Raw genomic sequence first — 15,689 nt, 5'->3', positions numbered from 1 at the left:
AACCGTGGGTCGGATCCCTTTCCACGGGAAAGGGCTCCGACCCCGATCAGTGCAGTCGGACCGTGGACAAAATTTCACCACGCTTCGAAACGCCTGCGCTGCAATGCTCGCGCCCACTTGTCCACACCAAGTTCCCATCGCTCTCCACGTCCGGTGTGGAAAACAGTCGAAGGGCATGGACAAAAAGTCACCACGCCCGGAAACGCCTGTGAGACAAGGATCGCGCCCACTTGTCCACACCAAGTTCCCATCGCTTTCCACGTGCGGTGTGGAAAACCCGCGTGGCCCGCTCTGGTAGTCGCCCACCTTGGTGGGCGCGTGGCAGATCAGTGCCCACCAAGGTGGGCATCTACCAGAGCCAGGTTCCCAAACAACAAGGCCCGCCAATGGAGGGCCTTGTCGTCCACGTTCTGCAATGCGGCATGCCTTACAGCGCGCTACCGCCGAACTTGTGGGTGTACTGCAGGTTGATCGTGCGGCCGATGCTGTCGAACCAGGACACGTCGTAGTACGGGTACGCCGTGTACGTGGCGTCCTTCGGCGGCATCTTGTTGAACACGTTGACCACCGACAGCGACAGGCGCGAATGATCATCGAAGCGGTACTGCAGCGACGCGTTGTAGCGGTAGGTCGCCTTGATGTACGGGCTGTCACCGCTGTCCCACTTGAACACCTGGTCGTAGCTGTCCGAGCTCGGCAGCTTGCCCAGGCGCGAACCGTAGACCGTGGCCGACCATGCAGCCTTATCCCAGGTCACGCTCAGGCTGGTCTTGGTGCGCGGGATGTCGAAGTTGCTGTTGACCGCGAACTGGTCCTGGATCGGATCACCGGGGTAGCGCTGGAAATCGTGCTTCTTCACCCAGGTGTGGGTGCCGTTGAGGATGAAATCACCGATGCCGGTCTGCAGGCGGTAGCGCAGGCCGACGTCGATGCCGGAGGTCGATTCGCGGGCGACGTTGATCGGGGCGACGCGCACGCCGTACAGGCGGCCATCACTGGTGCGGGTGATGCGGTCGAGCGCGTCCACGCAGGTCGGCGAATTGATGTCGACGCTGCCGAGGCGGCAGTTCGCTTCGCTGGCCAGGATCGTGCGCACGTCCATGTCCTGCACCTGCTTGCGCATGTCGATGTCGAACCAGTCCAGCGACAGGTCCAGGCCGATCGCCGGCGACCAGACCAGGCCCGCACTCCACGAGGTGCTGGTTTCCGGGTCGAGCTGGCGGTTGCCGGTGCGGCTGCGGATCAGGTTGCGCTCGTAGTCGGAACAGTCGGTGGCGCCGTCGGCGCGGCAGCTGTACAGGTCCTCGGCGCTGGTCTCGTCATTGCCCGGGCCGGCGAATACATAGTGCAGGTCCGGCGCGCGGAAGGCAGTGCCGTATGAACCGCGCACCAGCAGGGTGTCGATCGGGCGCCATTCCAGGCCGCCACTCCAGGTCGCCTTGCCGATGGTGTTGCCGGAATAGCGGTACTGGTCGTAGCGACCGGCCACGCTCAGGTTGACCGTCTCGTGCAGCGGCATGCGCAGCTCGGCGGCGGTGGCCCAGCGGTTGCGTGAGCCCTTGCCGTCCGAATCCTTCCAGCTGTAGTAGTAGTACTGGGTGGCCAGCGGATCGGGGTTCAGCGAATACGCCTGCTGGCCCACTTCCACGGTCGCGGCGAAACCAGCGTCGCCGCCCGGCAGGCCGAACAGTGCGGAGTTGGTCACAGTGAAGGCAGCCGTCTCGGTGCGCGACTTCGGGGTGTAGGTGGTGCGTGCGGCGATCGAATCGTACTCGGCGCGGGTCAGCGGCCGGTACAGGCGTGACGGGTCGGCGTTGTAGATCGGGAAGCCGTCATCGTCCACGCCCAGCTGCGGGCCCAGGAACAGGTCATTGGCCTTGGCGGCGATGATCTGCGCCCAGCTGATCCTCGACTGGTACTGCGAGTGGCTCAGGGCCGCTTCGTAGTCCCAGTTGCCGGCCAGATTGCCCTTGAAGCCGGTGGTCACGCTGAGGGTCTTTTGCGTGCTGCGTACCATCGCATTGCGCAGGCCGCCCATTTCTTCAGGCGAGAACTGGCGCTGCCAGAACTCGACCTCGCCGGTGGCCTGGTTGTTGAAGTAGCCCGACTCATCGCCAGTGGCATCCATGCGGCCCCACTTGGTGACGTCGCGCATCAGCGACATCGTGTGGTAGCCCAGCTGCACATCGGCGAACCACTGCTGGCCGTTGTCGAAGTCGTAGCTCAGCGAGGCGTAGCCATTGGCGCCGCGGCGCTTGCTGAGGATGGTGCCGTAGCCGATCGAGCTGTCGCTGCCGCAGTAGTAACCGTACTTCGGCCGATAGGCACGGTAGGTGCTGCCTTGGTTCTGCCCGGCCAGCGCTTCGCAGGTGGCCGCGCCCGGGTCCAGGTAGTCGTCGTTGTAGTCGGTGCGCAGATATGCGCGGCGGGCGATGCGCGAGCCTTCGGTGGGGCCGTCCTGGGTCGAATCCTGGATGTCGCGCTCGTAGGCCCACAGCGGGGTCTGCGATTGCAGCTCAACGCTGTACACCGCATTGAAGTTGCCGTGGCTGAAGCCGCTGGCGATGCTCACGTCGAACGACTCGCCACCGCCTTCGCTGGTGGTGCCCATGCGCATGTCGACGGTGGTGCCGTCGGCCTTCTTCTTCAGGATGAAGTTGACCACGCCGGCGATTGCATCCGAGCCGTAGATGGCCGAGGCGCTGCCGGTCAGCACTTCGATGCGTTCGATCATCCCCAGCGGGATGTTGGAGACGTCGGTGAAGTTGCTGCGGCCCTTGAACGGCATCGGGAAATCGGCGATGCGGCGGCCGTTGACCAGCACCAGCGTGTGGTTCGGGCCCAGGCCGCGCAGGTCCACCTGCTGGGCGCCCGGCGAGAAGTCGGCGCCACTGGACGACTGCTGGCTCTGCGTCTCGCCGCCGTTCTGGGTCATCGACCGCAGTACGTCGGGCACGGTGGTGAAGCCGCTGGAGCGGATCTGCTCGGCGCTGATCACCGTGATCGGGGCGGGGCCTTCAACCTGGGCGCGCGGAATGCGCGAACCGGTGACCTGCACCGCGTCCAGCTGTTGAACCGAAGAGGAAGCCGGAGCCTGAGCCGCCGCGGAAGCAGCCACGCCCATCAACGCCAGCTGGATCGACCACGCCATCGCCTTTCTACGCATGAGGAATTCTCAGAAATGAAGCCGGCCCGCAGAGGTGGGGCCCTGTCCCCCATTCAGATTTCTGGAATGGGCGCGCGCATTTAACGCCTTTTTTATGTCCTTGACTACTGGGTTCCTATCTGGCAAAGAGTGAAAACGCTTGCAAGTCGATTTTGTTCAGGGAGATCAAGATGCGACGCCTCCACAGAACCCTGCACGGCCCCTTTTCCTGGCTGGCGCTGCTGGCCCTGGCCTGGCCGCTGGCGGCGCCTGCGCAGGACCTGCAGGGCCCCGGTTTCGCCTATTACGAAGTCGGTGATCTGGAAGCCCCCCGGCCTGGTCCGCGCGCGCCAGCGATGATGCTGATGGGGGGCGGCGAGTGGGTGCCCGAGGCCTTCCAGTGGTGGCTGAAGCAGGCCGGCAACGGCCGTGTGCTGATCCTGCGCGCGTCGGGCAGCGATGAATTGCAGGACCGCCTGTACCGGGACATCGGCGGCACCACCGCCGTGCAGACCCTGGTCTTCGACAATCGCCGTGGCGCCGACGATCCGGCGGTACTGCGCGTGGTCGCCGCGGCCGACGCCATCTTCATTGCCGGCGGCGACCAGTCGCGCTACATCCGCTTCTGGAAAGGCACCGCGCTCAACCGCGCGCTCAATGCCCACGTGCGCGCCGGCAAGCCGATTGCCGGCACCAGCGCCGGGCTGGCGATCCTGGGCGGCTATGCCTATGGCGCGTTGGATGGCGGCAGCGTCACCTCCGCCGGTGCGCTGGCCGACCCGAAGGGCAGCGCGGTGACCATGGACAGCGGCTTCCTGCAGATGCCCTATCTGCAGCGCGTGGTCACCGATACCCACTTCGACAAGCGCGACCGCCTCGGCCGCCTGATCGTGTTCGTCGCCCGCGCCGTACAGGACAGTGGCGACCCGGACATCGTCGGCATCGGCGTCGATGAAGACACCGCCCTGTGCGTGGAGCCGGATGGCCAGGCGCAGGTCTACAGCGCTGATGGCGAAGGCAAGGTCTGGGTGGTCAGCCCCGGCCGTGATGCCGATCGCCTGGTCGAAGGCGAGCCGCTGCGCTTCCACGCCGTGCCGGTGACCGTGGTCGCCAGCGGCAGCCGCATGCGCCTGGACGACTTCCAGGCCGAGGCCGGCTATCAGGCGGTGGCCGACATCAGCGACGGCGAGATTGAGTTCACGCTTCGGTAGTGCCGGCCGCTGGCCGGCAACTCACTTCCCTGATACGCCCCTTGCCGGCCAGCGGCCGGCACTACCTTGCAATCCATTCCCTCGTTCTGCTGGAGACGTACCCGATGAAACTGCGCCTGGCGCTGTCCGCACTGTTGTCCCTGCCCATGCTTGCCCAGGCCGCGCCGGCCACCTCACCGCTGCTGGTCATCCACGGTGGCGCCGGTGTCGAGCGCAAGGACCTGTCGCCGGCCGAGGAAAAGGCTGCGCGTGACGCGCTGCGGGCGGCCCTGTTGAAGGGGCATGCGGAGCTGGCCGCCGGCCGTCCGGCGCTGGCAGCGGTCACCGCAGCGATCACCGTGCTGGAGGACGATCCGACCTTCAACGCCGGCAAGGGCGCGGTGTTCACCCACGATGGCCACAACGAGCTGGACGCGGCGGTGATGGATGGCGCGACCCAGGCCGCTGGTGCGGTGGCCGGCGTGCAGCGGGTACGCAATCCGATCCTGCTGGCACAGACGGTGATGCAGAAGTCCCGGCACGTGATGATGGTCGGGCAGGGCGCCGAGTCCTTCGCGGTGGAGCAGGGCATGACCCTGGTCGATCCCTCGTACTTCCGGACCGACAAGCGCTGGCAGCAGCTGCAGCGGGCACTGAAGGAAGAGGCCAGCGGCCAGGCGCATGCCGACCTGGAGACCGCAAAGCACTTTGGTACCGTCGGCGCGGTTGCGCTGGATGCGCAGGGCCATCTCGCCGCCGGCACCTCCACCGGTGGCATGACCAACAAGCGCTACGGCCGTGTCGGCGACTCGCCGATCATTGGTGCCGGTACCTGGGCCGATGCCCGCTGTGCGGTGTCCGGTACCGGTTGGGGCGAGTACTACATCCGTACCGCGGCCGCGCACGAGATCTGCGCGCGCATGCGCTACCAGGGGCAGACGCCGGAGCAGGCCGGCAAGGGCGTGATCAACGAAACGATTCCGCAGATGGGTGGCGACGGTGGTGCCATCGTGCTGGCCGCAGACGGGAAAATGGCGGCGCCGTTCAACACCCAGGGCATGTACCGCGGCTGGATCGGGTCGGACGGAATCCCCCATGTCGCAATTTTCGCCAGCGAGTCCCTGGCAGTGCCCGCGCAATAGCCTTGCGTATCAATGGCTTTGCGACGCATGTGAAAAAAAGTGAAAAAAAGCGTTGACAGGTCTACGCTTCATCTCCAGAATTGCGGGCTCACCACCACACACCGCAACGCTTCGGCGGCACGGAATGGGGTGGTAAGGAGGGATACCCAAGCGGCCAACGGGGGCAGACTGTAAATCTGCTGGCTTACGCCTTCGGTGGTTCGAATCCACCTCCCTCCACCAGTTTCACGTTGTGACATTCCCGGCGCGGGAGTAGTTCAATGGTAGAACCTCAGCCTTCCAAGCTGATGGTGCGGGTTCGATTCCCGTCTCCCGCTCCATTGAATGAACTTTGAATATTATCGAGTTCATGTCATAATGCAAAACTCGGCTCACGTAGCTCAGTCGGTAGAGCACTTCCTTGGTAAGGAAGAGGTCGAAGGTTCGATTCCTTTCGTGAGCACCATCTTAAGCACCACCTCTCAGACGAATTCGAGATAAGCAGCCATGGCCAAGGGTAAGTTCGAGCGCACCAAGCCGCACGTCAATGTCGGCACCATCGGTCACGTCGACCACGGCAAGACCACGCTGACCGCCGCACTGACCAAGATCGGTGCCGAGCGCTTCGGTGGCGAGTTCAAGGACTACTCCTCGATCGACGCCGCGCCGGAAGAAAAGGCTCGTGGTATCACGATCTCGACCGCGCACGTCGAATACGAATCCGAGAAGCGTCACTACGCCCACGTCGATTGCCCGGGCCACGCTGACTACGTCAAGAACATGATCACCGGTGCTGCCCAGATGGACGGCGCGATCCTGGTCTGCTCGGCCGCTGACGGCCCGATGCCGCAGACCCGCGAGCACATCCTGCTGTCGCGTCAGGTCGGTGTGCCGTACATCGTCGTGTTCCTGAACAAGGCCGACATGGTCGACGACGCCGAGCTGCTCGAGCTGGTCGAAATGGAAGTGCGCGAGCTGCTGAGCAAGTACGACTTCCCGGGCGACGACACCCCGATCATCGCGGGTTCGGCCCGTCTGGCGCTGGAAGGCGACCAGAGCGACATCGGCGTGCCGGCCATCCTGAAGCTGGTCGACGCCCTGGACAGCTGGATTCCGGAGCCGGAGCGTGCGATCGACAAGCCGTTCCTGATGCCGGTGGAAGACGTGTTCTCGATCTCGGGCCGCGGCACCGTGGTGACTGGTCGTATCGAGCGCGGCATCATCAAGGTCGGCGACGAAATCGAAATCGTCGGTATCCGTCCGGTGCAGAAGACCACCGTGACCGGCGTTGAAATGTTCCGCAAGCTGCTGGACCAGGGTCAGGCAGGCGACAACGCTGGCCTGCTGCTGCGCGGCACCAAGCGTGACGACGTCGAGCGTGGCCAGGTTCTGGCCAAGCCGGGTTCGATCAAGCCGCACACCAAGTTCGAAGGCGAAGTGTACGTGCTGTCGAAGGATGAGGGCGGCCGTCACACCCCGTTCTTCAACGGCTACCGTCCGCAGTTCTACTTCCGCACCACCGACATCACCGGTGCAGCCCAGCTGCCGGAAGGCGTCGAAATGGTGATGCCGGGTGACAACGTCAAGATGGTCGTCACCCTGATCAACCCGGTGGCAATGGACGAGGGCCTGCGCTTCGCCATCCGCGAAGGCGGCCGTACCGTCGGCGCCGGCGTGGTCTCGAAGATCATCGAGTAAGCCTGCAGTACCGGCGGTTGCATAGCGCCGCCGGTTACGCGAATGGCGGGCCGGGAACCTCGGTCCGCCTTCGCCGTCTAAGGGAAGGCAAGTTTTATCACGTACGCCAGTAGCTCAATTGGCAGAGCAGCGGTCTCCAAAACCGCAGGTTGGGGGTTCGAGTCCCTCCTGGCGTGCCATCTGCCCACCTTATCCAGCGGCCTGGGCCGCTAAAGCAGACACAGCCGGATGAATAGCAAGATCGAACATTCCAAGGACAACTCCGCCAACGGCGGGGATATCGTCAAGTACGTTGCCGCATCACTGCTGGTGCTGGCGGGTCTGTTCGTCTGGTTCTGGTTCTCCGCCGACTCCGGTCGCGCCGCCCAGCTGGGTGCGTGGGCGGGTCAGCTGCGTGCGTTGGCGGTTGTGGTCGGTCTGGTTGGCGGTATCGGCGTGTTCATGCTGACCGGCAAGGGGCGCGACACCCGCGAATTCCTCTCCGAGTCGCGCTTTGAACTGCGCAAGGTTGTCTGGCCGACGCGCCAGGAAGCCGTCCGCATGACCTGGGTCGTGATCGTCGTGGTCCTTATCCTCAGCCTGCTGCTGGGTGGCTTCGACTTCCTGATCCAGAAACTGACTCAGTGGTTCCTGAGCCGCTAAGGAGAATTGCATGAAGCGTTGGTACGTCGTTCACGCCTATTCGGGCTTCGAGAAGTCGGTGGCGCAGGCCCTGCGCGATCGCATCGTCCGTGACGGCATGGAAGAGCGCTTCGGCGACGTCCTGGTTCCGACCGAGGAAGTGATCGAGATGCGCGCCGGCCAGAAGCGCCGCTCCGAGCGCAAGTTCTTCCCGGGTTACGTGCTGGTCCAGATCGAGACCCACGAAGAGGCGGGCATTCCGCGCATCGACAACGAAAGCTGGCACCTGGTCAAGGAAACCCCGCGCGTCATGGGCTTCATCGGCGGTACCGCCGATCGTCCGCTGCCGATCGCCGATTCCGAGGCCGAAGCCATCCTGAATCGCGTTCAGGAAGGTGTCGAGAAGCCGCGTCCGAAGGTGCTGTTCGAGCCGGGCCAGATGGTCCGTGTCACCGACGGTCCGTTCAACGATTTCAATGGCGTGGTCGAAGAAGTCAATTACGAGAAGAGCCGTCTGCGCGTCTCGGTGCTGATCTTCGGTCGTGCCACTCCGGTCGAGCTCGAGTTCGGCCAGGTCGAAAAGGCCGTCTGATCCGGCCGTAGAGTCGAGTCATGCTCGACTGCGGGGCCTGGATGGCGGTGCAGTCGAGCATGGCTCGACTCTACAGAAGGAACCGGGCCTTGCCCGGTTTCCTTCGTTTATGTGCCGCTTCAGGCATGTGAAGAAAAAACCTGATATAGTGCGCGGCTCCCCGCTGGGAAGCCAGCAGGACGAGGCCGCCGCAAGGTGGCCTTCAGCATGATTTCAAAACGCGATGCCGGGACGCGTGATTCCCGGTCCGATGGGGAGCCTGTTGTCGCAAGGCGCTAGCACCCGGAGAGCATACTCATGGCAAAGAAAGTTGTCGGTTACATCAAGCTGCAGGTGAAGGCCGGTCAGGCCAACCCCTCGCCGCCGGTCGGTCCTGCGCTGGGTCAGCGCGGCCTGAACATCATGGAATTCTGCAAGGCGTTCAACGCTGCCACGCAGAAGCTCGAGCCGGGTCTGCCGGTTCCGGTGATCATCACGGCCTACTCGGACCGTACGTTCACCTTCATCACCAAGAGCACCCCGGCCACCACTCTGCTGAAGAAGGCCGCTGGCATCTCGTCGGGCTCCAAGCGCCCGAACACCGAGAAGGTCGGCAAGGTCACCCGTAAGCAGCTGGAAGAGATCGCCAAGGCGAAGGAACCGGATCTGACTGCCGCCGACCTGGACGCCGCCGTGCGTACCATCGCTGGCTCTGCCCGTTCCATGGGCCTCGTGGTGGAGGGTTAAGAAGATGGCACAGACCAAGCGTGAGAAGGCCATCAAGGCCGCTGTCGTTCCGGGCAAGGCATACGCCTTCGAGGACGCGATCAACATCCTGAAGACCGCCACCAAGGCCAAGTTCGTCGAGTCGATCGACGTGTCCGTGCGCCTGGGCGTCGATGCGAAGAAGTCCGACCAGCAGGTCCGTGGCTCCACCGTGCTGCCGGCTGGTACCGGCAAGTCGGTCCGCGTCGCCGTGTTCGCTCCGGCCGGTGCCAAGGCTGACGAAGCCCTGGCCGCTGGCGCCGAAGCCGTCGGTATGGACGATCTGGCCGAGAAGATGCAGGCCGGCGATCTGAACTACGACGTCGTCATCGCGACCCCGGATGCCATGCGCGTTGTCGGTAAGCTGGGCACCGTGCTGGGCCCGCGCGGCCTGATGCCGAACCCGAAGGTCGGCACCGTTTCCCCGAACCCGGGTGAAGCCGTGAAGAATGCCAAGTCGGGTCAGGTGCGCTACCGCACCGACAAGGCCGGCATCATCCATTGCACCATCGGCAAGGCCGACTTCGCCGAAGACGCGCTGAAGTCGAACCTGACCGCGCTGCTGCTGGACCTGATCAAGGCCAAGCCGGCCACCTCGAAGGGCACCTACCTGCAGAAGGTTTCGGTCAGCTCGACGATGGGCCCGGGCGTCACCGTCGACCAGTCGTCGCTGACCCTGAAGTAATTGTTTCAAGCGGTCACGGTGCCCTGGGTGCCGTGACCGTGACATTTGAAGGCATCGCCGGCAGCACATCGCCGGTGGTAGCCGTCAAAGACCGCAGGCGCGGTCATGGCAATACCGGCGACGGGCACGGAAGCTCGAACTGGCAGGGAGTCGCCGCCGGAGCAGTCATGAGCGCTTAATCGATTCCCCGGAATCACCCTGCGTAGATGGTGCCCTTCTGGAGTTTTTCTGGTTCACGCATGTCTGGGATTTCCCTGATTGCCTCCAGGTCTGGAACGGCCCACCCCCCGGAGCATCATTCCGATGTTCCCGGCGTCCAGGACGGATGCTGCACAGGACCGCACACGGCAGGAGCCGTAAGCGGAGTTCAATAGGAGGAGTGCAATGGCTCTCAATCTGTCCCAGAAGCAAGAAGTAGTCGCCGAGCTGGCAGACATCGCCGCCAAGGCCCACTCCTTGATCGCAGCCGAATACGCTGGCACCACGGTCGCCCAGATGACCGCGATGCGCAAGCAGGCTCGTGAAACCGGTGTTTTCTTGAAGGTTGTCAAGAACACCCTGGCTTCGCGCGCCGTTGAAGGCACCGAGTTCGCAGTCGCCCAGGACCAGATGGTTGGTCCGCTGCTGTACGCGTTCTCGCTTGAGGAGCCCGGCGCAGCCGGTCGCCTGATCAAGGAAGCTGCCAAGGGCAACGACAAGCTGAAGGCTAAGGTCGTCGCCATCGGTGGTGAAGTGTTCCCGGCAAGCCATGTCGACGTGCTGGCCTCGCTGCCGACCCGCGACCAGGCCCTGGCAATGCTGGCCCGCGTCCTGACCGAGCCGGTCACGATGTTCGCCCGCGCCATCAAGGCAATTGGCGACAAGCAGAATGGTGGCGACGTCGCCGCCGACGCTGCTGAGCCGGCCGCCGAGACCGCCTGAGTTTCGACTTACCGTGGTTCCTGACGGAACCTCAACCCAGAAAATCATCCAAAGGTATTAATCATGTCCCTTACCAACGAACAGATCGTCGACGCCATCGCCGAGAAGTCCCTGATGGAAGTGATGGAGCTGGTCAAGGCCATCGAAGAGAAGTTCGGCGTCTCCGCCGCTGCTCCGGTTGCCGTGGCTGCTGCCGCTGGCCCGGCCGCTGCTGTTGAAGAGCAGACCGAGTTCACCGTCACCCTGAAGTCGGCCGGCGACAAGAAGGTCGAAGTCATCAAGGCCGTCCGCGCCATCACCGGCCTGGGCCTGAAGGAAGCGAAGGACCTGGCCGAAGCCGGTGGCGTCCTGAAGGATGCCGCTTCGAAGGACGAAGCCGAAAAGATGAAGAAGGACCTGGAAGCTGCTGGCGCGACTGTCGAAGTCAAGTAAGCACTTCCTTTGCATCGTCATCGATTCACGGCGATGCAGCCAAGGCTGGGGGCGTAAGCCCCCGGCCTTTGGTCGTTGTTGCGGTGCGGGTAGAGTCGACTGTTAGTCGACTGCTGTGAAAAAGGTCGACTAACAGTCGACTCTACCGTTCCAGATGCAGAAAAAAGCCCAACACGGGCTGCAGTCAAACCCCGGCAGGCCAGCGCGGAGCGCGGCAGCAGGGGCGTGGTAGCAGACGAGTTGGCAGTTGGAAGTAGCGGGAGAAGGCGTGCTGGTGCCGGCAATACCAGCGACTTCCAACTGACAATTTCAAGTTCCCTTCGGATCGTGGGCGCACGATCCGCACAACAAGGTGGAAGACCTCATGACGTCCTATTCGTTCACCGAAAAAAAGCGTATCCGCAAGGATTTCGGCAAGCAGCGTTCGATTCTCGAAGTGCCGTTCCTGCTCGCCATCCAGGTGGATTCCTACCGTGAATTCCTGCAGGAAAACGTCGATCCGGCCAAGCGCACGGACCACGGCCTGCACGCTGCGCTGAAGTCGGTCTTCCCGATCGCCAGCTACAGCGGCAATGCTGCCCTGGAATACGTCGGCTACAAGCTGGGCGAACCGGTCTTCGACGAGCGTGAGTGCCGCCAGCGTGGCATGAGCTACGGCGCGCCGCTGCGCGTGACCGTGCGCCTGGTGATCTACGACCGTGAGTCGTCGACCAAGGCCATCAAGTACGTGAAGGAGCAGGAGGTCTATCTGGGCGAAATCCCGCTGATGACCGAAAACGGCACCTTCATCGTCAACGGCACCGAGCGCGTCATCGTCTCGCAGCTGCACCGTTCGCCGGGCGTGTTCTTCGATCACGACCGTGGCAAGACCCACAGCTCGGGCAAGCTGCTGTACAGCGCCCGCATCATTCCTTACCGCGGCTCCTGGCTGGACTTCGAGTTCGACCCGAAGGACGCGCTGTTCACCCGTATCGACCGTCGCCGCAAGCTGCCGGTGTCGATCCTGCTGCGTGCGCTGGGCTACAGCAACGAAGAGATGCTGGCCGAGTTCTTCGAGATCAACACCTTCCACATCAACCCGGATGAAGGCGTCCAGCTGGAGCTGGTGCCGGAGCGCCTGCGCGGCGAAACCCTGGGCTTCGACCTCGCCGACGGCGACAAGGTCATCGTGGAAGCCGGCAAGCGCATCACCGCGCGCCACATCAAGCAGCTGGAAGCCTCGGGCATCGCCGCCCTGGCCGTGCCGGACGACTACATCGTCGGCCGCATCCTGTCGCACGACGTGGTCGATGCTTCGACCGGCGAACTGCTGGCCCAGGCCAACGACGAGATCACCGACGAGCAGCTGCAGGCCTTCCGCAAGGCCGGTGTGGATGCCGTGGGCACCCTGTGGGTGAACGATCTGGATCGTGGCCCGTACCTGTCCAACACCCTGCGCATCGACCCGACCAAGACCCAGCTGGAAGCCCTGGTCGAGATCTACCGCATGATGCGTCCGGGCGAACCGCCGACCAAGGACGCCGCGCAGAACCTGTTCCACAACCTGTTCTTCACCTTCGAGCGCTACGACCTGTCTGCGGTCGGCCGCATGAAGTTCAACCGTCGCGTGGGCCGCAAGGAAACCACCGGCGAAGCCGTGCTGTACGACCGCAAGTACTACGGCGAGCGCAACGACGAAGAGTCCAAGCGCCTGGTTGCCGCCCACGGCGACAGCTCGGACATCCTGGACGTGATCAAGGTCCTGACCGAGATCCGCAACGGTCGCGGCGTGGTCGATGACATCGATCACCTGGGCAACCGTCGCGTGCGTTCGGTCGGTGAAATGGCCGAGAACGTGTTCCGCGTGGGCCTGGTCCGCGTCGAGCGCGCGGTCAAGGAACGCCTGTCGATGGCGGAGTCGGAAGGCCTGACCCCGCAGGAGCTGATCAACGCCAAGCCGGTGGCTGCGGCGATCAAGGAATTCTTCGGCTCCTCGCAGCTGTCGCAGTTCATGGATCAGAACAACCCGCTGTCGGAAGTCACGCACAAGCGTCGCGTCTCGGCCCTGGGGCCGGGCGGTCTGACCCGTGAGCGCGCCGGCTTCGAAGTGCGCGACGTGCACCCGACCCATTACGGCCGCGTCTGCACCATCGAAACCCCGGAAGGCCCGAACATCGGCCTGATCAACTCGCTGGCCGTGTACGCCCGCACCAACCAGTACGGTTTCCTCGAGACCCCGTACCGCAAGGTCGTGGACGGCAAGGTCTATGACGAAGTCGAGTTCCTGTCGGCCATCGAAGAAAACGAATACGTCATTGCGCAGGCCAACGCGCTGACCAATGCCGACAGCGTGCTGACCGAACAGTTCGTTCCTTGCCGCTTCCAGGGCGAATCGCTGCTGAAGCCGCCGGCGGAAGTCCACTTCATGGACGTGTCGCCGATGCAGACCGTGTCGATCGCGGCCGCGCTGGTTCCGTTCCTGGAGCACGATGACGCCAACCGTGCACTGATGGGCGCCAACATGCAGCGTCAGGCCGTGCCGACCCTGCGTGCGCAGAAGCCGCTGGTCGGTACCGGCATCGAGCGCGCCGTGGCGCGTGACTCCGGTGTGACCGTGAACGCCCGTCGTGGTGGCGAGATCGTGCAGATCGATGCCGCCCGCATCGTGGTCAAGGTGGTCGAGGAAGAAATCGTCGGTGCCACCGACGCCGGCGTCGACATCTACAACCTGGTCAAGTACACCCGTTCGAACCAGAACACCTGCATCAACCAGCGTCCGCTGGTCCAGGTGGGTGACATCATCGCCCGCGGCGATGTGCTGGCCGACGGTCCGTCCACCGACATCGGCGAACTGGCTCTGGGCCAGAACATGCTGATCGCGTTCATGCCGTGGAACGGCTACAACTTCGAAGACTCCATCCTGCTTTCCGAGCGCGTGGTGGAAGAGGATCGCTACACCACGATCCACATCGAAGAGCTGACCTGCGTCGCGCGTGATACCAAGCTGGGGCCGGAGGAAATCTCCGCCGACATCCCGAACGTTTCCGAGCAGGCGCTGAACCGCCTGGACGAAAGCGGCGTGGTGTACATCGGTGCCGAAGTCCGCGCCGGCGACATCATGGTCGGCAAGGTCACCCCGAAGGGCGAAAGCCAGCTGACCCCGGAAGAGAAGCTGCTGCGCGCGATCTTCGGCGAGAAGGCGTCGGACGTGAAGGACAGCTCGCTGCGCGTGCCGCCGGGCATGGACGGCACCGTCATCGACGTGCAGGTCTTCACCCGCGACGGCATCGAGAAGGACAAGCGCGCCCGTCAGATCGAAGAGTCTGAAATCAAGCGCGTCAAGAAGGACTTCGACGACCAGTTCCGCATCCTGGAAGCGGCCATCTACATGCGTCTGCGTTCGCAGATCGTGGGCAAGGTGGTCAACGGTGGCGCCAGCCTGAAGAAGGGCGACGTCATCACCGACGCCTTCCTGGACGGCCTGAAGAAGGCTGACTGGTTCGCCCTGCGCATGAAGGACGAAGACGCTTCGGAAGCCATCGAGCGCGCCCAGAAGCAGATCCAGGCGCACGAGAAGGAATTCGAGCGTCGTTTCGCCGACAAGCGCGGCAAGATCACCGCTGGCGATGACCTCGCCCCGGGCGTGCTGAAGATGGTCAAGGTGTTCCTGGCCGTGAAGCGCCGCATCCAGCCGGGCGACAAGATGGCAGGCCGCCACGGCAACAAGGGTGTGGTGTCCAACGTGGTGCCGGTCGAGGACATGCCGTACATGGCCTCGGGCGAAACCGTGGACATCGTGCTGAACCCGCTGGGCGTGCCGTCGCGTATGAACATCGGCCAGATTCTGGAAGTGCACCTGGGCTGGGCAGCCAAGGGCCTGGGTCGCAAGATCCAGGCGATGATGGAAGCCCAGGCTGCGGTCGCCGACCTGCGCAAGTTCCTGGACGACATCTACAACCACGACGACACCAACGTGGCCAACCGTGTCGACCTGTCGCAGTTCAGCGACGAGGAGCTGCTGCGTCTGGCCCGTAACCTCACCGACGGCGTGCCGATGGCCACCCCGGTGTTCGACGGCGCCACCGAAGCGGAAATCAAGCGCATGCTGGAACTGGCCGACCTGCCGAGCAGTGGCCAGACCCAGCTGTACGACGGCCGCACCGGTGAAGCGTTCGATCGCCACACCACCGTCGGTTACATGCACTACCTGAAGCTGAACCACCTGGTCGACGACAAGATGCACGCGCGTTCGACCGGTCCGTACTCGCTCGTCACCCAGCAGCCGCTGGGCGGCAAGGCGCAGTTCGGCGGCCAGCGCTTCGGTGAAATGGAAGTCTGGGCGCTGGAAGCCTACGGCGCGGCCTACACCCTGCAGGAAATGCTGACGGTGAAGTCCGATGACGTGCAGGGCCGCAACCAGATGTACAAGAACATCGTCGACGGTGAGCACGAGATGGTCGCGGGCATGCCGGAATCCTTCAACGTGCTCGTGAAGGAAATCCGCTCGCTGGCCATCAACATGGAACTGGAAGACAACTGATCCATGCCGGCGCGGCGGTCC

11 protein-coding genes and 4 tRNA genes are annotated in these 15,689 nt (G+C 63.8%); 14 read left to right on the top strand and 1 reads right to left on the bottom strand.

The features are described from left to right. Window positions 1–427: 427 nt before the first annotated feature. Entirely contained in the window at window positions 428–3,166 is a 2,739-nt protein-coding gene (locus DI041_RS15285; protein ID WP_136639351.1) for a TonB-dependent receptor plug domain-containing protein, read from the bottom strand. A gap of 170 nt (window positions 3,167–3,336) precedes the next feature. Here DI041_RS15285 and DI041_RS15280 point away from each other — a divergent pair, with 170 nt between their 5' ends. The 14 genes from DI041_RS15280 (at window position 3,337) to rpoB (ending at window position 15,668) form a co-directional block, all read left to right on the top strand. Continuing rightward, a complete protein-coding gene (locus DI041_RS15280; protein ID WP_136639352.1) occupies window positions 3,337–4,356 on the top strand; it encodes a cyanophycinase in 1,020 nt (339 codons plus the stop codon). 104 nt (window positions 4,357–4,460) lie between these two features. Next, window positions 4,461–5,477, top strand: a complete 1,017-nt coding sequence (locus tag DI041_RS15275) for an isoaspartyl peptidase/L-asparaginase family protein (protein ID WP_046983096.1) — start codon at window positions 4,461–4,463, stop codon at window positions 5,475–5,477. A 136-nt stretch (window positions 5,478–5,613) separates the two neighbouring features. Then, window positions 5,614–5,699 (top strand) — tRNA-Tyr (locus tag DI041_RS15270). A 24-nt stretch (window positions 5,700–5,723) separates the two neighbouring features. Continuing rightward, window positions 5,724–5,797 (top strand) — tRNA-Gly (locus tag DI041_RS15265). Between the two features lie 49 nt (window positions 5,798–5,846). Next, window positions 5,847–5,922: transfer RNA gene (locus DI041_RS15260), tRNA-Thr, on the top strand. Window positions 5,923–5,963: 41 nt separating this feature from the next. Next, on the top strand, window positions 5,964–7,154 hold the full coding sequence (tuf, locus tag DI041_RS15255; RefSeq protein WP_012510154.1) for an elongation factor Tu: 1,191 nt from the start codon (window positions 5,964–5,966) through the stop codon (window positions 7,152–7,154). Between the two features lie 103 nt (window positions 7,155–7,257). Beyond that, window positions 7,258–7,333 (top strand) — tRNA-Trp (locus DI041_RS15250). A 49-nt stretch (window positions 7,334–7,382) separates the two neighbouring features. Then, a complete protein-coding gene (secE, locus tag DI041_RS15245) occupies window positions 7,383–7,796 on the top strand; it encodes a preprotein translocase subunit SecE (protein ID WP_004145202.1) in 414 nt (137 codons plus the stop codon). A 10-nt stretch (window positions 7,797–7,806) separates the two neighbouring features. Next, entirely contained in the window at window positions 7,807–8,367 is a 561-nt protein-coding gene (nusG, locus tag DI041_RS15240) for a transcription termination/antitermination protein NusG (protein ID WP_004145203.1), read from the top strand. A 297-nt stretch (window positions 8,368–8,664) separates the two neighbouring features. Beyond that, window positions 8,665–9,093: a 50S ribosomal protein L11 gene (gene rplK, locus DI041_RS15235; RefSeq protein WP_004145248.1), complete on the top strand. Its 429-nt coding sequence runs from the start codon at window positions 8,665–8,667 to the stop codon at window positions 9,091–9,093. A 4-nt stretch (window positions 9,094–9,097) separates the two neighbouring features. Continuing rightward, entirely contained in the window at window positions 9,098–9,796 is a 699-nt protein-coding gene (gene rplA, locus DI041_RS15230) for a 50S ribosomal protein L1 (protein WP_004145250.1), read from the top strand. A 384-nt stretch (window positions 9,797–10,180) separates the two neighbouring features. After that, complete coding sequence (gene rplJ, locus DI041_RS15220; RefSeq protein WP_004145252.1) at window positions 10,181–10,717, top strand: 50S ribosomal protein L10; 537 nt, start codon at window positions 10,181–10,183, stop codon at window positions 10,715–10,717. 63 nt (window positions 10,718–10,780) lie between these two features. Then, window positions 10,781–11,149, top strand: coding sequence for a 50S ribosomal protein L7/L12 (rplL, locus tag DI041_RS15215; RefSeq protein WP_004145253.1), 369 nt, complete (start codon window positions 10,781–10,783; stop codon window positions 11,147–11,149). Window positions 11,150–11,513: 364 nt separating this feature from the next. After that, window positions 11,514–15,668, top strand: coding sequence for a DNA-directed RNA polymerase subunit beta (gene rpoB, locus DI041_RS15210; protein ID WP_046988086.1), 4,155 nt, complete (start codon window positions 11,514–11,516; stop codon window positions 15,666–15,668). The last annotated feature ends 21 nt before the right edge of the window (window positions 15,669–15,689 follow it).

This window comes from Stenotrophomonas maltophilia (assembly GCF_004920835.1).
GTDB lineage: Bacteria > Pseudomonadota > Gammaproteobacteria > Xanthomonadales > Xanthomonadaceae > Stenotrophomonas > Stenotrophomonas maltophilia_AQ.
This window is presented reverse-complemented; position numbering and strand designations above follow the sequence as displayed.